The following is an 18,032-nucleotide window of genomic DNA, read 5'->3' as shown; positions in this document are numbered from 1 at the left end:
TTTTTTCTGAAAAACAAAGCATGAGAAGGTGGGAACAGAATGCAGCCGCTAGCAGGAATCATCATGGGAAGCACCTCCGATTGGGAGACAATGAAACATGCATGCGACATACTTGACGAACTTCACATTCCTTATGAAAAACAGGTGGTATCCGCGCACCGGACGCCTGATTTGATGTTTGAATATGCAGAAAGCGCAAGAGACAGGGGTTTAAAAGTCATTATTGCCGGAGCCGGGGGAGCGGCGCATCTGCCGGGAATGACGGCGGCCAAAACGACGCTGCCGGTGATCGGCGTACCGGTTCAGACGAAATCGCTTAACGGGCTTGATTCTCTTCTGTCTATCGTACAGATGCCCGGCGGCGTGCCGGTCGCGACGACGGCGATCGGGAAAGCGGGCGCAGTGAACGCGGGTCTGTTAGCCGCGCAAATTTTGTCGGCATTTGACGATGACATTGCGGATAAACTAGAGGCGAGAAGAAATGCGACAAAACAAACGGTGCTGGAAAGCAGTGATCAGCTTGTCTGATAAAAAAACGATTTTTCCCGGTGCTGTCATCGGCATTATCGGAGGCGGACAGCTCGGAAAAATGATGGCTGTCGCCGCAAAACAGATGGGCTATAAAGTCGCTGTCGTCGATCCCGTGAAAGACTCGCCATGCGGACAGATCGCCGATATTGAGATTACCGCCCAGTACAATGACCGTGAAGCGATTCAAAAATTGGCCGGAGTCAGTGACATCATTACCTACGAATTTGAAAATATCGATTACGAGGCGCTCAACTGGCTCAAAGAACATGCATATCTTCCCCAGGGAAGCGAGCTGCTGCTCATCACCCAAAACAGGGAAACGGAAAAAAAGGCGATCCAGTCAGCAGGCTGTCAAGTCGCTCCTTATCGGATCGTAAACAGCGGACGGGAGCTTGAGGAAGCCGTTCAGGCACTGGGACTCCCGGCGGTGCTGAAAACATGCCGCGGCGGATATGACGGCAAAGGCCAATTTGTCATTAAGGAAGAAGGACAGACAGATGAAGCGGCTGCGCTGTTAGAAAACGGCACGTGCATACTTGAAAGCTGGGTATCGTTCCGGATGGAGCTTTCCGTTATCGTGACGAGATCGGTGCACGGTGAGATTTCAACCTTTCCGGCTGCTGAAAATATCCACAAAAATAATATTCTGTTCCAAAGCATCGTGCCCGCGAGAGCGGAGGAAACGGTTCAGAAGCGGGCAGAGGCGCTTGCCGTTCAGCTCGCGGAGAAATTGGAGCTTGTCGGGCCGCTTGCGGTGGAAATGTTTGTCACGGAAGACGGAGGCCTCTTGATTAATGAACTGGCGCCGCGTCCTCACAATTCAGGGCATTATACGCTCGACCTTTGTGAAACGAGCCAATTCGAACAGCACATCAGAGCGGTCTGCGGACTTCCTCTCGGCAGAACCGATCTTCTCAAATCGGGAATGATGGTGAATCTGCTCGGTGATGAAGTGAAGCTTGCGGAGGAGCATACGGAGCTTTTAAAGGAAGCCAAACTGTACCTGTACGGAAAACATGAGATTAAAAAAGGCCGTAAAATGGGGCATATGACATTTTTGCGGAAGCCTGATGAAACATGGATTCAGGACATCACGAACATATGGATGAATAGAGACGGAGGACGAGCATAATGATCGAACGTTATTCAAGACCTGAAATGTCCGCGATCTGGACGGACGAAAACAGATACCAGGCATGGCTGGAAGTCGAGATTTTAGCCTGTGAAGCCTGGGCTGAGCTTGGCGTCATTCCGAAAGAAGACGTCAAGGTCATGCGCGAAAACGCGTCTTTCGACATCAACCGCATTTTGGAAATCGAGCAGGATACGCGCCATGACGTCGTTGCATTCACCCGCGCGGTTTCAGAATCATTAGGCGAAGAAAGAAAATGGGTTCACTACGGCCTGACGTCAACAGATGTCGTGGATACCGCTCTTTCCTATCTATTAAAACAGGCGAATGAGATCTTGCTCAAGGACATTGAGAGATTTGTTGACATTATAAAAGAAAAAGCGAAAGAACATAAATACACGGTCATGATGGGCCGCACGCACGGCGTACACGCGGAACCGACGACATTCGGCCTGAAACTCGCGCTTTGGCACGAAGAAATGAAACGCAACCTTGAACGTTTCAAGCAGGCAAAAGAAGGGATCGAAGTCGGGAAGCTTTCCGGCGCGGTCGGCACATATGCAAATATTGATCCGTTCGTAGAGCAGTATGTCTGTGAAAAACTTGGCCTGAAAGCGGCGCCGATTTCCACTCAGACATTACAGCGCGACCGTCATGCGGATTACATGGCGGCACTGGCTTTGATCGCGACGAGCATTGAAAAATTCGCAGTGGAAATCCGCGGTCTGCAAAAGAGTGAAACACGTGAAGTGGAAGAGTTTTTTGCGAAAGGACAAAAAGGTTCATCGGCTATGCCTCATAAACGGAATCCGATCGGGTCGGAAAATATGACGGGCATGGCGCGCGTGATCCGCGGGTACATGCTGACGGCATACGAAAATGTACCGTTATGGCATGAGCGTGATATTTCTCATTCATCAGCTGAGCGCATCATTCTTCCTGACGCGACAATCGCGCTGAATTACATGCTGAACCGATTCAGCAATATCGTCAAAAACTTAACGGTATTCCCGGAAAATATGAAACGCAACATGGACCGCACACTCGGTTTAATCTACTCTCAGCGCGTGCTGCTCGCTTTAATCGACACGGGTCTGCCTCGTGAAGAAGCATATGACACGGTTCAGCCGAAAGCGATGGAAGCGTGGGAAAAACAAGTGCCGTTCCGCCAGCTTGTCGAAGCGGAGGAAAAAATCACGTCCCGTCTCACACCGGAACAGATTGCCGATTGCTTTGACTACAATTATCATCTGAAAAACGTCGACTTGATCTTTGATCGTTTAGGTTTATAGAAGAAGCCAGCCGGAGGCGGCTTCTTCAGCCGCCATAGATTGAATATTCCCAACATTCGGGTTAGGAGGCCTTCCGTGAATATTGTGAACAATAATCTTCTTTATGAAGGAAAAGCGAAACGGATTTATCAAACTGAAGACGAACAGATTCTCCGCGTGGTCTACAAGGATTCCGCAACAGCCTTTAACGGTGAGAAAAAAGCGGAGATCAGCGGAAAGGGCCGTCTGAACAATGAAATTTCAAGCCTGATTTTCAAACATCTGCACGCCAAAGGAATTGACAACCACTTTGTGGAGCGTGTTTCAGAATCAGAGCAGCTTATCAAAAAAGTGAGCATCATTCCGCTTGAAGTCGTGGTCAGAAACATTGCCGCCGGAAGCATGTCGAAACGTCTCGGCATCCCGGAAGGAACAGAGCTTCCGCAGCCGATTATCGAATTTTACTACAAGGATGACGCGCTGGGCGATCCGCTCATCACAGAAGATCATATCTGGCTCTTGAAAGCGGCTGCTCCTGAGCAGGTCAAAACGATCAAATCGATTACAAAACAGGTCAATCAAGAGCTGCAGCATATTTTTGAAGACTGCGGCGTCAGATTAATAGATTTTAAGCTGGAATTCGGCTTAGACGCAGAGGGACGGGTGCTTTTAGCGGATGAAATTTCTCCTGACACGTGCCGTCTGTGGGACAAAGACACAAACGAAAAGCTCGATAAAGATTTGTTCAGACGGAACCTGGGAAGCTTAACCGACGCATATGAAGAGATTTTCAAAAGACTGGGAGGCATTTCATAATGTATAAAGTGAAAGTTTATGTCAGCTTAAAAGAAAGTGTGCTCGATCCTCAAGGAAGCGCGGTGCAGCATGCATTGCACAGCATGAGCTACAATGAAGTGCAGGATGTGCGCATCGGAAAATACATGGAGCTGACGATTGAAAAATCTGACCGCGATCTTGACGCGCTCGTGAAAGAAATGTGTGAAAAGCTCCTTGCCAATACAGTCATTGAAGACTACCGATATGAAGTTGAGGAGGTTGTCGCACAGTGAAATTTGCGGTGATTGTGTTACCCGGCTCCAACTGTGATATTGATATGTTCCACGCCGTAAAGGACGAACTCGGCGAAGAAGTCGAGTATGTCTGGCACGAGGAAACAAGCCTTGACGGATTTGACGGCGTGCTCATCCCCGGCGGGTTTTCATACGGCGACTACTTGAGATGCGGCGCCATCGCCAGATTCGCAAACATCATGCCGGCCGTGAAAAAAGCGGCTGCCGAAGGAAAACCGGTTCTCGGCGTCTGCAACGGATTCCAGATTCTGCAGGAGCTCGGACTTCTGCCCGGCGCGATGAGACGCAATAAAGATTTAAAGTTCATCTGCCGCCCGGTTGAATTAATCGTGCAGAACAGCGGCACGTTATTCACATCTTCCTATGAAAAAGGACAATCGATTACGATTCCGGTTGCCCACGGCGAAGGCAATTTCTACTGTGATGACGAAACGCTTGAAAGATTAAAAGAAAACAATCAAATCGCCTTCACATACGGCGGCGATATTAACGGAAGCGTCAGCGGCATTGCCGGCGTCGTGAATGAGAAAGGCAACGTATTAGGCATGATGCCTCACCCTGAGCGCGCAGTCGATGAACTGCTCGGCAGCGCAGACGGTCTTACATTGTTCCGGTCTATCGTGAAAAATTGGAGGGAAACTCATGTCGCTACTGCTTGAACCAAGTAAAGAACAGATAAAAGAAGAGAAACTCTATCAGCAAATGGGTGTCAGTGATGACGAGTTCGCACTCATTGAATCTATTATCGGAAGATTGCCGAACTACACGGAAATCGGGATTTTTTCCGTCATGTGGTCAGAGCACTGCAGCTATAAAAACTCAAAACCGGTTTTACGCAAATTCCCGACTAGCGGCGAACGCGTGCTGCAGGGTCCCGGAGAAGGCGCGGGAATCGTTGACATCGGTGACAATCAGGCGGTCGTGTTCAAAATTGAATCTCATAACCACCCGTCAGCGATTGAGCCATACCAAGGTGCTGCGACGGGAGTGGGCGGCATCATCCGTGATGTTTTCTCAATGGGAGCCCGTCCGATAGCTGTATTAAACTCTCTTCGATTTGGTGAGCTCACTTCACCTCGTGTGAAGTACTTGTTTGAAGAAGTAGTGGCGGGAATCGCGGGATACGGAAACTGTATCGGCATTCCGACGGTCGGCGGAGAAGTGCAGTTTGACGCAAGCTATGAGGGCAATCCGCTTGTCAATGCAATGTGCGTCGGCTTAATTGATCATAAAGATATTAAAAAAGGCCAGGCGAAAGGTGTCGGCAACACGGTCATGTACGTAGGCGCTAAAACGGGCCGCGACGGCATACACGGCGCTACTTTCGCATCAGAAGAAATGTCAGATTCATCTGAAGAAAAACGTTCCGCGGTGCAGGTCGGCGATCCTTTCATGGAAAAACTTCTCCTGGAAGCATGCCTTGAAGTCATCCAATGCGACGCCTTAGTCGGCATTCAGGATATGGGGGCGGCCGGTCTGACAAGTTCGAGTGCTGAAATGGCAAGCAAAGCCGGCTCCGGCATTGAAATGAACCTTGATCTCATTCCGCAGCGGGAAACAGGTATGACCGCTTACGAAATGATGCTTTCCGAGTCTCAGGAACGCATGCTTCTCGTCATTGAACGCGGACGTGAACAGGAAATTGTCGATATTTTTGATAAATATGATCTTGAAGCGGTTTCCGTAGGTCATGTTACGGATGATAAAATGCTCCGCCTCCGCCATAACGGAGAGGTTGTTTGCGAGCTTCCGGTCGACGCGCTGGCGGAAGAAGCGCCTGTATACCACAAGCCGTCAGCAGAACCCGCGTACTACCGCGAGTTTCAGGAAACGGAAGTTCCCGCGCCTGAAGTAAAAGATGCGACAGAGACGCTTTTTGCCCTGCTGCAGCAGCCGACAATCGCCAGCAAAGAGTGGGTGTACGATCAATATGACTACATGGTGCGCACAAATACGGTGGTCGCTCCGGGCTCTGACGCCGGTGTGCTCAGAATTCGCGGCACGAAAAAAGCGCTGGCGATGACGACGGATTGCAACGCGCGTTATTTATATCTTGATCCAGAAGAAGGCGGGAAAATCGCCGTTGCCGAAGCGGCGCGCAACATCGTATGCTCCGGCGCCGAACCGCTTGCGGTCACGGATAATCTGAATTTCGGAAACCCGGAAAAACCTGAAATTTTCTGGCAGATCGAAAAAGCGGCCGACGGCATCAGCGAGGCGTGCAATGTTCTCAGCACTCCCGTCATCGGCGGTAACGTATCACTTTATAATGAATCGAACGGAACGGCGATCTACCCGACGCCTGTGATCGGCATGGTCGGCTTAATTGAAGATACCGCTCATATTACGACACAGCATTTCAAACAAGCGGGGGATCTTGTATACGTGATCGGCGAAACAAAACCTGAGTTTGCCGGAAGCGAACTGCAAAAAATGACAGAAGGCCGCATTTACGGCAAAGCGCCGCAAATCGATCTTGATATAGAGCTGTCACGCCAAAAAACATTGCTTGACGCGATTAAAAAAGGCTTCGTTCAATCAGCGCATGATGTGTCTGAAGGCGGCTTAGGCGTGGCGGTTGCAGAAAGCGTCATGACGACGGAAAACCTTGGCGCCAACGTGACTGTAGAAGGGGAAGCGGCATTATTATTCTCTGAATCTCAATCACGCTTCGTCGTTTCGGTGAAAAAAGAACACCAAGCGGCGTTTGAAGCGGCTGTGGCTGATGCGGTTCATATCGGTGAGGTAACGGCTGACGGACTTCTGGCGATTCAAAACCAGGACGGACAACAATTGGTTCACGCGCAAACGAAAGAACTTGAGCGCGCGTGGAAAGGAGCTATTCCATGCTTGCTGAAATCAAAGGCCTGAATGAAGAATGCGGTGTGTTTGGCATCTGGGGACATGAAGAAGCCCCGCAGATCACGTATTACGGCCTGCACAGCCTCCAGCACAGAGGACAGGAAGGCGCCGGCATCGTGGCGACTGACGGTGAAAAACTGACTGCGCATAAAGGACAGGGGCTTATTACCGAGGTTTTTCAAAACGGCGAACTGAGCAAAGTGAAGGGAAAAGGCGCGATCGGGCACGTCCGTTATGCGACGGCAGGCGGAGGCGGATATGAAAATGTCCAGCCGCTCCTGTTCCGTTCGCAAAACAACGGCAGCCTCGCGCTCGCCCATAACGGCAACTTGGTCAACGCCACACAGTTGAAGCAGCAGCTTGAAAACCAAGGGAGCATTTTTCAGACTTCCTCCGATACGGAAGTGCTGGCTCATCTGATTAAACGCAGCGGACACTTTTCGCTGAAGGATCAAATCAAAAATTCGCTGTCTATGCTGAAAGGCGCTTATGCCTTTTTAATCATGACTGAAACAGAAATGATCGTAGCGCTTGACCCGAACGGACTCAGACCGCTGTCAATCGGCATGATGGGTGACGCTTACGTCGTCGCTTCAGAAACGTGCGCATTCGATGTGGTCGGCGCGACATACCTTCGCGAGGTAGAGCCGGGCGAAATGCTGATCATCAATGATGAAGGCATGAAATCAGAGCGTTTCTCCATGAATATCAACCGTTCCATCTGCAGCATGGAGTACATTTATTTCTCAAGACCTGACAGCAATATCGACGGCATTAACGTGCACAGCGCCCGGAAAAACCTCGGAAAAATGCTTGCCCAGGAGTCCGCGATTGAAGCGGATGTCGTCACAGGCGTGCCTGATTCCAGTATTTCTGCAGCCATCGGCTATGCCGAGGCAACGGGCATTCCGTACGAACTCGGTCTCATTAAAAACCGTTATGTCGGCAGAACGTTTATTCAGCCGTCCCAGGCTCTGCGTGAGCAAGGTGTCAGAATGAAGCTGTCCGCCGTCCGCGGTGTTGTTGAAGGAAAACGGGTCGTCATGGTTGATGATTCCATCGTGCGCGGGACGACAAGCCGCCGGATTGTCACAATGCTCAGAGAAGCGGGAGCGACAGAGGTGCACGTCAAGATCAGTTCACCGCCGATCGCTCATCCGTGCTTCTACGGCATCGACACATCAACCCATGAGGAGCTGATCGCTTCTTCTCATTCCGTGGAAGAAATCCGCCAGATCATCGGTGCCGACACGCTTTCTTTCTTAAGTGTAGACGGATTGTTAAAAGGAGTCGGCCGAAAATTTGAAGACACCAACTGCGGACAATGCCTCGCTTGTTTTACGGGCAAATATCCGACGGAAATTTATCAGGATACAGTGCTTCCTCACGTAAAAGAAGCGGTGCTGACAAAATAAAATGTGAAAATGACATAAAGGCAGCGGGAATTCAGGCTGCCTTTCTCTTTCTGCCTTTTAAGGAGAAACGAATTGACAAGGAGTGATAGGGATGTCTGATGCTTATAAAAATGCCGGAGTTGACATCGAAGCCGGATACGAAGCCGTCAAACGAATGAAAAAACACGTGGAGCGCACGCAAAGGCTCGGCGTTATGGGAAGCCTCGGCGGTTTTGGCGGAATGTTTGATCTGTCAGAGCTTCCGTATCAAAAGCCTGTTTTAATTTCCGGAACAGACGGTGTCGGAACCAAGCTGAAACTCGCATTTTCAATGGATAAGCATGACACGATCGGCGTCGATGCGGTCGCGATGTGTGTAAATGATGTGCTTGCCCAAGGAGCGGAGCCGCTGTTTTTCCTTGATTATTTAGCAGTCGGCAAGGCCGATCCGGTAAAAATTGAGCAGATCGTTCAGGGCGTTGCGGACGGATGCGAGCAGTCAGGATCAGCGCTTATCGGCGGTGAGACGGCGGAAATGCCGGGGCTGTATACGGCTGATGAATACGATATTGCGGGCTTTTCAGTCGGCGTCGCGGAAAAAGACGAAATCGTCACCGGTGAACATATCGAAGAGGGGCATCTCTTAATCGGACTTACTTCAAGCGGCCTTCACAGCAACGGATTTTCCCTTGTGAGAAAAGTGCTTCTTGATGACGGCGGACTTGATTTGGATACTGTCTATGAACCGTTTGCGCGTCCTCTCGGAGAAGAATTGCTGGAACCGACGAGAATATATGTGAAGCCGGTGCTCAAGGCGGTGAAAAGCGGTAAGGTGGACGGCATGGCGCATGTGACAGGCGGAGGATTCATCGAGAACATCCCGCGGATGCTGCCGGACGGATTGAGTGCGGAAATTGATCACGGATCATGGCCGATCCCGCCGATTTTTCCGTTTCTGCAGGAGCACGGCAAGCTGAAAGAAGAAGAAATGTTCAATGTTTTTAATATGGGCATCGGTTTTGTCCTTGCCGTTAAAGAAGAAAACCTGACAGACGTCATCGACACGCTTGAAGCTCAGGGCGAGAAGGCTTATCTGATCGGCCGGGTCAAGCGGGGCGAAGGCATTTCTTTCGGCGGTGCGGCTCTTTCATGAAAAAGTTTGCGGTATTTGCTTCAGGAAACGGATCGAACTTCGAGGCCATTGCCAAACGCATGAGAGAAGAGAAGTGGGATGCGGAGCTCTCGCTTCTCGTGACGGATAAGCCTCAGGCAAAGGCGGTGGAAAGGGCGGAGGCTTTACACATTCCGTCATTCGCCTTTGAACCGTCATCTTTTGAAAACAAAGCGGCCTTTGAACGGGCCGTTATTGAACAGCTGCGCCTGCACGGGGCGGAATTAATCGTTCTCGCCGGCTATATGAGACTGATTGGAGATACGCTGCTTGAAGCATACGGGGGCCGCATTATTAATATACATCCCTCGCTTCTTCCGGCATTCCCCGGGATTGACGCTGTCGGACAGGCGTATCGGGCCGGTGTGAAAGTGGCGGGCATTACTGTTCATTACGTCGACGAAGGCATGGACACAGGACCGATTATCGCGCAAAAAGCATTCGAAATACAGGAAAACGATACGCTTGAAGACATAGAGCATACAATACACGAGCTTGAGCACAAATGGTATCCGAGCGTTGTGAAACAGCTGCTGGGACTAAATAACAGAGGTGAAAAGGCATGACAATCAAACGCGCACTAATCAGTGTTTCTGATAAAACAAATCTCGTACCTTTCGTAAAGGAACTGACAGAGCTCGGCGTCGAAGTCATTTCGACCGGAGGAACAAAAAAACTTCTCCAGGAAAACGGTGTGGATGTCATCGGCATTTCAGAAGTGACCGGATTTCCTGAAATTATGGACGGACGGTTAAAAACCCTCCATCCTAATATTCACGGCGGCCTGCTTGCCGTAAGAGACAATGAAGAGCATATGGCGCAGATCAATGAGCACGGCATTGCACCGATTGACCTTGTGGTTGTCAACCTTTATCCGTTTAAAGAAACGATTTCAAAAGAAGATGTAACATACGATGAAGCGATAGAAAACATTGATATCGGCGGCCCCGGCATGCTGCGCGCCGCATCGAAAAACCATCAGGATGTGACGGTCATCACAGATCCGGCCGATTACAGCTCCGTGCTCAATGAGATTAAAGAACACGGCGGTGTTTCGCTTAAAAGAAAACGCGAGCTTGCGGCCAAAGTATTCCGCCATACCGCGGCATACGACGCATTAATCGCTGATTACTTAACACGCGAGGCCGGTGAGAAAGACCCTGAGCAATTCACCGTTACATTTGAGAAAAAACAATCGCTCCGCTACGGTGAAAACCCTCACCAAGAGGCGGTTTTCTACCAAAGCGCACTCCCTGTCTCCGGTTCCATCGCGGCGGCAAAACAGCTTCACGGCAAAGAGCTTTCTTACAACAATATTAAGGACGCGGATGCGGCCGTTCAAATCGTCCGGGAGTTTACAGAACCCGCAGCTGTTGCCGTTAAACATATGAATCCGTGCGGAGTCGGTACGGGAGCTTCAATTGAGGAAGCATTCAATAAAGCGAAAGAAGCTGATAAAACCTCCATTTTCGGCGGCATCATCGCGCTGAACCGTGAAGTTGATCAGGCAACGGCTGAAGCCCTTCACGGCATCTTTTTAGAAATCATTATCGCCCCTTCTTTCAGTGAAGAAGCGCTGAACGTACTGACGGCGAAGAAAAACCTTCGTCTGCTCACGCTTGACGTGACCGCATCAGGGAAGAAAGAAAAACAGCTGACATCCGTACAGGGCGGCCTTTTGATTCAAGATTTAGACGTCCATGGATTTGATGACGCCGACATCAGCATCCCGACAAAAAGAGAGCCGAACGAGCAGGAATGGGAAGATCTGAAGCTCGCCTGGAAAGTCGTCAAACACGTGAAATCCAACGCGATCGTTCTTGCAAAAGACCATATGACGGTCGGTGTGGGCGCAGGACAGATGAATCGCGTCGGTTCAGCTAAAATCGCCATTGAGCAGGCCGGAGAAAAAGCAAAAGGCAGCGCGCTCGGATCAGACGCGTTTTTCCCGATGCCGGATACAGTCGAAGAAGCTGCAAAAGCCGGTGTCACGGCGATTATCCAGCCAGGCGGATCGGTCCGCGATGAAGATTCGATTAAAAAAGCGGATGAATACGGGATCGCCATGGTATTCACCGGCATCAGACATTTCAAACATTAAGAGGGGGAACGAAGCGTGAATGTATTGATTATCGGAAAAGGCGGCAGAGAGCATACATTGGCTTGGAAAGCGGCGCAAAGCCCGCTTGTTGACACGGTGTACGCCGCGCCCGGAAATGACGGTATGGCAGACTGCGCGACGCTGGCCAACATTGAAGAAAGCGATCATGCCGCACTCATTGCGTTTGCGAAAGAACATCATGTCGGGCTGACGATTATCGGCCCTGAAGTTCCTCTGATTGAAGGAATAGCGGACGAGTTTGAAAAAGCCGGACTGCTTGTTTTCGGACCGTCTGAAAAAGCGGCAATCATTGAAGGAAGCAAACAGTTTGCCAAGGATTTAATGAAAAAATACGGCATTCCGACGGCGGAATATGAGACGTTTACTTCATTTGAAGAGGCGAAAGCATATGTGCAGCAAAAAGGCGCGCCGATTGTCATTAAAGCGGACGGGCTTGCCGCCGGAAAAGGTGTCACGGTCGCGATGACGGAAGAAGAAGCGATTGAATGCCTGCACGATTTTCTTGAAGATGAGAAATTCGGCGAGGCGAGCGCATCTGTTGTCATTGAAGAGTTCCTCGCCGGCGAAGAATTTTCTTTAATGGCGTTTGTAAAAGGGGAGACCGTCTATCCGATGGTAATCGCTCAAGATCATAAACGCGCCTTCGATGGAGACAAAGGGCCGAATACGGGCGGAATGGGCGCCTACTCACCGGTGCCGCACATTTCCGATGATATCGTCAGAAGCGCAGTCGAAACGATTGTGAAGCCGGCGGCAAAAGCAATGGTGAAAGAGGGACGCTCCTTCACGGGCGTGCTGTACGCGGGGCTGATTCTGACGGAAAACGGATCAAAAGTCATTGAATTCAACGCGCGCTTCGGAGATCCGGAAACACAGGTTGTCGTGCCGAGAATGGAATCTGACCTCATCCAGGTGCTCTTAGATCTTCTGCATGAGAAGGATGTTGACCTAAGGTGGAAGGATACGGCCGCTGTCAGCGTTGTGCTGGCTTCTGAAGGCTATCCGGAAGGCTATGCGAAAGGGACGCCGATCGGCAGTTTGACGTCCGCTGAAGACGGGATCGCTGTTTTTCATGCCGGAACGAAAAAAGACGGCGGCCAATTTGTTACAAACGGCGGTCGGGTCGCCAATGTCACCGCATTTGCTGAGACATTTGAAGCGGCGAGAGATAAAGTGTACAGCGCCGTTTCAGGGCTGACAAAACCCGGACTGTTTTACAGAAGCGACATCGGCGCCCGTGCGCTGAAAGCTTCTCAACGATAGAAAGCAGAACCCCGCAGCACCCGAGCTGCGGGGTTTTTTACGTAAGCTGAGGACGGCCTAGGTTGTCGGCTTGCCAGTCATCGATGAAGGCGTATAGACGGATTCTTCTCAGACTCGCGGGACAGGAGAAATTAAATAACAAGCCGAAACGGCTTGTTATTTTTCTTGCTGATGGCTGTCATCCTGATTCATTCCGGCTTGGAACATATATGTCACCGGACAGAAGCGGAGGATGCCGGACGCCGCTTTCATCGCGCCCATCATCATACAGAAGAGATGCATCTTGCACCAAGGTTTTCTCGTGTATTTCGCTGAAGCAGCAGACAAAATTGTGAGGCCGCAAGTGATGCGCATAACGGCATTTAATAAACTGATATTCGGTTTCATCATTTCAGCTCCCTTAGAAAAAGTTTTTCATTCATCTTCAATAATTTGTAACGTTTTAGCCGTGCGATAATTGTGCGGATGTGATACGATGGGTCTAATATAAGCGAAGGAGAGTATGTGAATGTCCGAACGTACCTTTAACTGGAAAAATAAAGACATCAGATCACAGGCGGATGTTGTAGACTCAAAGCTGCTTCCAACGCTACTTTTACGGGATGCTCTCGTATTAAATCCTTTTTTAAAACAATGGCTGAAAAAGAACGTCTGGATTTACGGAGACCGAATTGTATATGTTGGTGATGAGCTTCCTGATGCAGCTGAGCACATTCATACCATAAATTGTGAAGGAAAATACATTGTGCCAGGTTACATTGAACCGCATACACATCCTTTTCAAATATATAATCCCCAAACGCTCGCCGAATATGTGTCTCAATTCGGAACAACGACGTTTGTTAATGATAACTTGTTTTTTCTTTTGCACAGCGGTAAAAAGAAAGCGCTTACTATATTGGAAGAACTGAAAAAACAGCCGGTGCAATATTTCTGGTGGTCCAGATATGATCTGCAGACTGAAGTGCTGAATGAGGATCAGCTTCTTTCTTTTGATGTCCGAAAGCAATGGATTGAGCACCCGGATGTCATTCAAGGCGGAGAATTGACCGGATGGCCGCGCCTCATGGACGGCGATGACCTGATGCTTCATTGCATGCAGGCGACAAAGAAACTGCGCAAGCGGATAGAAGGGCATTTTCCCGGAGCCTCTGAGAAAACACTGACGAAGATGAAACTGTTCGGAGCTGATTCCGACCACGAGGCGATGAATGGCGGCGAGGTGATGAGACGGCTTGAATTGGGCTACTATGTTTCGCTCAGACATTCATCCATCCGCCCTGATTTGAGAACGATTTTGCAGGATCTCCATCAAAAAGGCTTCCGGCATTATGATCATTTCTTTTACACGACGGATGGAGCGACGCCGCATTTTTATAAAGGCGGCATGACGAATGAATTAATCAAAATCGCTTTGGAGGAAGGAGTTCCGGCGATTGACGCCTACAATATGGCCTCCTTTAATATCGCGAAGTATTATCAGATGGACGACTTTCTCGGTGTGATCGGTCCGGGCCGGCTTGCTTCATTGAACATTCTCGATGACCCGATGAATCCTGACCCGGTCACGGTGATCTCCAAAGGTATCCTGGTGAGGGAAGACGGCCGAAATATGAATGCGTTTACAGAAACGGATTGGAAAAAGGGCGGTCTTGTCCCTCTTGAGCTTTCATATGATATGACGATGGATGATTTACAGTTTTCAATGCCGATGGGTGTGTCCATGCGCAACGCGGTCATTATGGAGCCGTATATGATTGCGATTGATAATTCTGTTGACCAGCTTTCTTTTGATCATGATGAATGCTATCTCACGCTTCTCGATAAGCATGGAAAATGGCGGGTTAATACAATGCTGAAAGGTTTTGCCGATCGGGTGCAGGGCTTTGTCAGTTCCTACACGACAACAGGAGATATTATCGCTGCCGGAAAAAATAAGGAAGATATCCTGCTCGCTTTCTCACGGATGAAAGAAATCGGCGGCGGAATCGTGCTTGCCGAAAACGGGAAGATTCTGCATGAGATTCCCCTCGCCTTAAACGGTTCTGCATCTGCGGAGAATTATGAAGAAGTGCTTGAGAAAGAGCAAAAACTGAGGACGCTGCTGGAGGAGCGGGGCTACCGATTCTGCGATCCGATCTATACGCTGCTCTTTTTGCAGAGCACACACCTGCCTTATATCCGCATTACGCCGAGAGGAATATTCGACGTGATGAAAAAAACTGTACTCTTTCCATCGATAATGCGTTAAAATATAAAAGCAGGGAGCCGACATATGAAAAGATGGAAAACCGTTTGTATGCTTTGTTTTGCGTTTTTGCTGCTTGCCGCCTGCCGGCAGAACAATGCCGATCAGGTGCAGCCGAAAGAAGCGGAAGCTCCTTTAACGGGGCTGAAAACTGAGCAGAAGCTTGCAGAACGCCGTCCGATTGCAGTCGCAGTGAACAATCATCCGAAGGCGAGGCCCCAATCCGGGCTGTCAAAGGCGGATGTTGTCATCGAGGCGCTTGCGGAGGGCCGGATTACGCGGTTTCTCGCGATTTTTCAAAGTGAGATGCCGGAAACGGTCGGGCCTGTGCGGAGCGCGAGGGGATATTTTGTCACGCTCAGCAGCGGGTTTAACAGCATATTTGTCCATCATGGCTGGAGTCCCGGCGCAAAAAAGCAGCTGGAGTCCGGAGCTTACGATTATATAAACGGTTTGGATTTTGACGGAAGCCTGTTTTGGAGAGCCGATTTCAGCAAGCCGCCCCACAATTCCTACACGTCGTATGACAATATCAGGAAGGCGGCGGAACAAAAAGGATACAAGCTGAACGGAAAAACAGAACCGCTCCCATTTCAGACATCAGATGCAAAACCCGGAAACGAAACCTACAATATTCGGATAGATTATGGAACACAAAACATTACAAATCTTGTCGAATACGATTATGATAAAAAAGCTGATGCTTATACAAGAAGCTCTGATGGTGTGAAAGCGACAGACCGGGAGACCGGAAAGCCTTTAGCCATGCACAACATTTTTATTGTTGAAGCCGGCCATCGCATGACAGACAAAGATGGAAGGCGGGCCATCGATATTCAGTCAGGGGGGAAGGGCCTCCTGCTTCAGCACGGCGATGTTATGGAGTCAGACTGGGAATATAAAGACGGCCGTATTCTGCCCGTAAAAGGCGGTGAGATTCTTCCGTTTGTGCCAGGAAAGACATGGATTAATATCGTGCCTGATCTCGATGCAGCTTCCATTAGTAAAGGAGAAGGTGTTTGACGATGCAAATCGATAAATTACGCGGAAAAGAACTGGACCAGTTATTTTTATCTATTTTATCGCTGAAAGATCTGGAGGAATGCTATCGTTTCTTTGACGATCTTTGTACGATTAATGAAATCCAATCGCTGGCGCAGCGTTTGGAAGTGGCAAGAATGCTCCGCGAAGGAAATACGTATCACAAAATTGAAAGCGAAACGGGTGCTTCCACAGCGACGATTTCCCGGGTGAAGCGCTGCTTAAATTACGGAAACGACGCCTATGAAATGGCGCTTGACCGCGTAAACAAAGGAGAATCCTCCTCAGCTACGTAAAAAACCGCTCTGCCGATGACGGCAGGCGGTTTTTTTATGCGTGCGGATTCAAAAGGCCGGGAAGTTCCCTCAGGGTTCCGTCTTCCTCCCGGTATACGATGTGTTCAGCTGAGAAATGAACCGGCGAGCTGATGCCCGCCGCCGCGGCTAGGTGAAACAGCCCTTCACGCAACGAGAGCACGTAGTTGCAGACGCGGTGCTGTTTATCCTCGATACTGAGCGCGCGCTGAAGTTTTGGATCGGTTGTCGCCACTCCGACAGGACAATGATTGGTGTGGCATACTTGAGCGCGGATACAGCCGACTGAAAACATCATTCCCCGGGCAATATTGACAAAATCCGCGCCTAACGCGAGGGCAACGGCAATCTTATCCGGAGTGAGCAGCTTTCCGGATGCGAAAATTTTCAGCTTATCTCTTATCCCGTATGTCTTCAAAAGGCCGTCAACAAGGGGGAGGCCGGTCAGAATCGGCAGGCCGACGGAATCCGCCAGCTCATGGAAAGAAGCTCCCGTTCCCCCTTCACTGCCGTCAATCGTAATAAAGTCGGGAAGTTTGCCTGAGGAACTCATACAGGAAATAAGGTCTTCAAGGTCTTTGCGGCTTCCCGGGACAATTTTGATGCCGACCGGTTTTTCTCCGACAGTCCTTAATTTCTCAATGAAATCAAGCATGTCCGGAACATTTGAGAACTCGTTGAAGCGGTTTGGGCTGTCAATGGATTGTCCGGGCTGTACATTTCTGATGGCGGCAATTTCTTCGGTCACCTTTGAACCGTCAATATGCCCGCCTCTTGCTTTCGCCCCTTGCGCAAGCTTTAATTCAAAGGCTTTAATCTGTTCGAGGCGGCTTTTTTTCTTAAATTCTTCCCACGAAAATTCTCCTTCTTCGGTGCGGACGCCGAACAGCCCGGGACCGATTTGGCAGATAATATCCGCGCCGCCTTTCAGGTGATACTCAGACAGGCCGCCTTCGCCTGTATTCATCCATGTGCCGCCGGCCTGGTGCAGCCCTTTTGACAGGGCGGTAATTGCCCGGTCGCCAAGTGAGCCGTAGCTCATCGCTGATTGTCCGATTAGCCCTTTCACATAAAACGGCTTCTTGCATGTATCGCGGCCGATCACTTGCACATCGTCCGGATGCAGGTAATAAGGGTCCGCCTTTGCTTTTTCGCGGTGTTCGCTGCGTTTCAGCAGGTTGTCTTTGTCAATTTTGTATATCATCGTGTCGATCTTCGGCGTCTGATCTGCGCGCAGCTCCTCCCTTTGTTTCGGGAAGAGGGCGTTACGGATATAATAGCCCGGCTGATCGAAATCCCGTTCTGAGCCGAAGCCCATCATTCTGCTTTTATACTTTCCCGACATGACCGTCTGTTCATATTCTCTCCGGGAAAACGGCTGTTCTTCGTTATCATTGCTGAATAAATACTGCCGCAGCTCTGGTCCGATTTTTTCAAATATATAGCGCAGTTTTCCCGCTACGGGATAATTGCGCAGCACTGAATGTTCTTCCTGCTTTTCGTCTCTTATGTATATCCAGAGAAACAATGCGGCGGGAACTAAAATAATAAAGATCAATATACAAATCAGTACGATAATGGCTTGTTCCATT

Annotated in this window: 17 protein-coding genes; 15 read left to right on the top strand and 2 right to left on the bottom strand. The window is 49.8% G+C overall.

From position 1 onward, the window contains the following. Window positions 1-39: 39 nt before the first annotated feature. From purE to purD, 12 genes are all read left to right on the top strand, one after another. A complete protein-coding gene (purE, locus tag AR442_RS19005) occupies window positions 40-528 on the top strand; it encodes a 5-(carboxyamino)imidazole ribonucleotide mutase (protein ID WP_007609846.1) in 489 nt (162 codons plus the stop codon). Further along, window positions 482-1,663, top strand: a complete 1,182-nt coding sequence (gene purK, locus AR442_RS19000) for a 5-(carboxyamino)imidazole ribonucleotide synthase (RefSeq protein ID WP_053285248.1) — start codon at window positions 482-484, stop codon at window positions 1,661-1,663. The genes purE and purK overlap by 47 nt, the downstream gene beginning before the upstream one ends. Next, window positions 1,663-2,955 carry an adenylosuccinate lyase gene (gene purB / locus AR442_RS18995; protein ID WP_014417100.1) on the top strand — a complete coding sequence of 431 codons (1,293 nt, stop codon included), beginning with the start codon at window positions 1,663-1,665 and terminating at the stop codon, window positions 2,953-2,955. Before purK ends, purB begins: the two co-directional genes overlap by 1 nt. 75 nt (window positions 2,956-3,030) lie before the next feature. After that, window positions 3,031-3,750, top strand: coding sequence for a phosphoribosylaminoimidazolesuccinocarboxamide synthase (gene purC, locus AR442_RS18990; protein WP_007609852.1), 720 nt, complete (start codon window positions 3,031-3,033; stop codon window positions 3,748-3,750). Beyond that, complete coding sequence (gene purS, locus AR442_RS18985; RefSeq protein WP_017419024.1) at window positions 3,750-4,004, top strand: phosphoribosylformylglycinamidine synthase subunit PurS; 255 nt, start codon at window positions 3,750-3,752, stop codon at window positions 4,002-4,004. The genes purC and purS overlap by 1 nt, the downstream gene beginning before the upstream one ends. Further along, window positions 4,001-4,684, top strand: a complete 684-nt coding sequence (gene purQ, locus AR442_RS18980; RefSeq protein WP_021495182.1) for a phosphoribosylformylglycinamidine synthase subunit PurQ — start codon at window positions 4,001-4,003, stop codon at window positions 4,682-4,684. The genes purS and purQ overlap by 4 nt, the downstream gene beginning before the upstream one ends. Then, on the top strand, window positions 4,668-6,896 hold the full coding sequence (gene purL / locus AR442_RS18975; protein WP_029973747.1) for a phosphoribosylformylglycinamidine synthase subunit PurL: 2,229 nt from the start codon (window positions 4,668-4,670) through the stop codon (window positions 6,894-6,896). Before purQ ends, purL begins: the two co-directional genes overlap by 17 nt. Further along, window positions 6,872-8,302 carry an amidophosphoribosyltransferase gene (purF, locus tag AR442_RS18970; protein ID WP_014417105.1) on the top strand — a complete coding sequence of 477 codons (1,431 nt, stop codon included), beginning with the start codon at window positions 6,872-6,874 and terminating at the stop codon, window positions 8,300-8,302. Before purL ends, purF begins: the two co-directional genes overlap by 25 nt. Before the next feature lie 91 nt (window positions 8,303-8,393). Further along, window positions 8,394-9,434 (top strand): phosphoribosylformylglycinamidine cyclo-ligase, encoded by a 1,041-nt coding sequence (purM, locus tag AR442_RS18965; RefSeq protein ID WP_029973746.1) that lies wholly within the window; start codon window positions 8,394-8,396, stop codon window positions 9,432-9,434. Continuing rightward, window positions 9,431-10,018: a phosphoribosylglycinamide formyltransferase gene (gene purN, locus AR442_RS18960; protein WP_007408902.1), complete on the top strand. Its 588-nt coding sequence runs from the start codon at window positions 9,431-9,433 to the stop codon at window positions 10,016-10,018. Before purM ends, purN begins: the two co-directional genes overlap by 4 nt. Further along, window positions 10,015-11,553 (top strand): bifunctional phosphoribosylaminoimidazolecarboxamide formyltransferase/IMP cyclohydrolase, encoded by a 1,539-nt coding sequence (gene purH, locus AR442_RS18955; protein WP_014417107.1) that lies wholly within the window; start codon window positions 10,015-10,017, stop codon window positions 11,551-11,553. The genes purN and purH overlap by 4 nt, the downstream gene beginning before the upstream one ends. A gap of 15 nt (window positions 11,554-11,568) precedes the next feature. Then, window positions 11,569-12,837 (top strand): phosphoribosylamine--glycine ligase, encoded by a 1,269-nt coding sequence (purD, locus tag AR442_RS18950; protein ID WP_017419029.1) that lies wholly within the window; start codon window positions 11,569-11,571, stop codon window positions 12,835-12,837. Between the two features lie 156 nt (window positions 12,838-12,993). Here the strand turns inward: purD and AR442_RS18945 are convergent, their stop codons facing one another. Then, a complete protein-coding gene (locus tag AR442_RS18945; RefSeq protein ID WP_003155749.1) occupies window positions 12,994-13,224 on the bottom strand; it encodes a YgaP family membrane protein in 231 nt (76 codons plus the stop codon). A gap of 121 nt (window positions 13,225-13,345) precedes the next feature. On the opposite strand from AR442_RS18945, the gene AR442_RS18940 reads away from it, so the two are divergent. From AR442_RS18940 to AR442_RS18930, 3 genes are read left to right on the top strand one after another with little or no spacing between them, the layout of a single operon-like run. Beyond that, complete coding sequence (locus tag AR442_RS18940; RefSeq protein WP_053285247.1) at window positions 13,346-15,088, top strand: adenine deaminase; 1,743 nt, start codon at window positions 13,346-13,348, stop codon at window positions 15,086-15,088. 24 nt (window positions 15,089-15,112) lie between these two features. Continuing rightward, window positions 15,113-16,108: a DUF3048 domain-containing protein gene (locus tag AR442_RS18935; protein WP_014417110.1), complete on the top strand. Its 996-nt coding sequence runs from the start codon at window positions 15,113-15,115 to the stop codon at window positions 16,106-16,108. Window positions 16,109-16,110: 2 nt separating this feature from the next. Further along, window positions 16,111-16,422, top strand: coding sequence for a YerC/YecD family TrpR-related protein (locus AR442_RS18930; RefSeq protein WP_003155745.1), 312 nt, complete (start codon window positions 16,111-16,113; stop codon window positions 16,420-16,422). A 34-nt stretch (window positions 16,423-16,456) separates the two neighbouring features. Here AR442_RS18930 and AR442_RS18925 read toward each other — a convergent pair whose 3' ends face one another. Continuing rightward, window positions 16,457-18,031 carry an FMN-binding glutamate synthase family protein gene (locus tag AR442_RS18925; RefSeq protein WP_032863935.1) on the bottom strand — a complete coding sequence of 525 codons (1,575 nt, stop codon included), beginning with the start codon at window positions 18,029-18,031 and terminating at the stop codon, window positions 16,457-16,459. Window position 18,032: the final 1 nt, after the last annotated feature.

The organism is Bacillus velezensis, assembly GCF_001461825.1.
GTDB lineage: Bacteria > Bacillota > Bacilli > Bacillales > Bacillaceae > Bacillus > Bacillus velezensis.
The sequence above is the reverse complement of the archived record's forward strand: the minus strand, read 5'-3'. Positions and strand labels throughout refer to the sequence as shown.

Bases quoted from the DNA above. Each gene is read 5' to 3' on its own strand.
- purE (WP_007609846.1), top strand. From the start codon at position 40: ATGCAGCCGCTAGCAGGAATCATCATGGGAAGCACCTCCGATTGGGAG.
- purK (WP_053285248.1), top strand. From the start codon at position 482: ATGCGACAAAACAAACGGTGCTGGAAAGCAGTGATCAGCTTGTCTGAT.
- purB (WP_014417100.1), top strand. From the start codon at position 1,663: ATGATCGAACGTTATTCAAGACCTGAAATGTCCGCGATCTGGACGGAC.
- purS (WP_017419024.1), top strand. From the start codon at position 3,750: ATGTATAAAGTGAAAGTTTATGTCAGCTTAAAAGAAAGTGTGCTCGAT.
- purL (WP_029973747.1), top strand. From the start codon at position 4,668: ATGTCGCTACTGCTTGAACCAAGTAAAGAACAGATAAAAGAAGAGAAA.
- purF (WP_014417105.1), top strand. From the start codon at position 6,872: ATGCTTGCTGAAATCAAAGGCCTGAATGAAGAATGCGGTGTGTTTGGC.
- purM (WP_029973746.1), top strand. From the start codon at position 8,394: ATGTCTGATGCTTATAAAAATGCCGGAGTTGACATCGAAGCCGGATAC.
- purN (WP_007408902.1), top strand. From the start codon at position 9,431: ATGAAAAAGTTTGCGGTATTTGCTTCAGGAAACGGATCGAACTTCGAG.
- purH (WP_014417107.1), top strand. From the start codon at position 10,015: ATGACAATCAAACGCGCACTAATCAGTGTTTCTGATAAAACAAATCTC.
- AR442_RS18945 (WP_003155749.1), bottom strand. From the start codon at position 13,224: ATGAAACCGAATATCAGTTTATTAAATGCCGTTATGCGCATCACTTGC.
- AR442_RS18940 (WP_053285247.1), top strand. From the start codon at position 13,346: ATGTCCGAACGTACCTTTAACTGGAAAAATAAAGACATCAGATCACAG.
- AR442_RS18935 (WP_014417110.1), top strand. From the start codon at position 15,113: ATGAAAAGATGGAAAACCGTTTGTATGCTTTGTTTTGCGTTTTTGCTG.
- AR442_RS18930 (WP_003155745.1), top strand. From the start codon at position 16,111: ATGCAAATCGATAAATTACGCGGAAAAGAACTGGACCAGTTATTTTTA.
- AR442_RS18925 (WP_032863935.1), bottom strand. From the start codon at position 18,031: ATGGAACAAGCCATTATCGTACTGATTTGTATATTGATCTTTATTATT.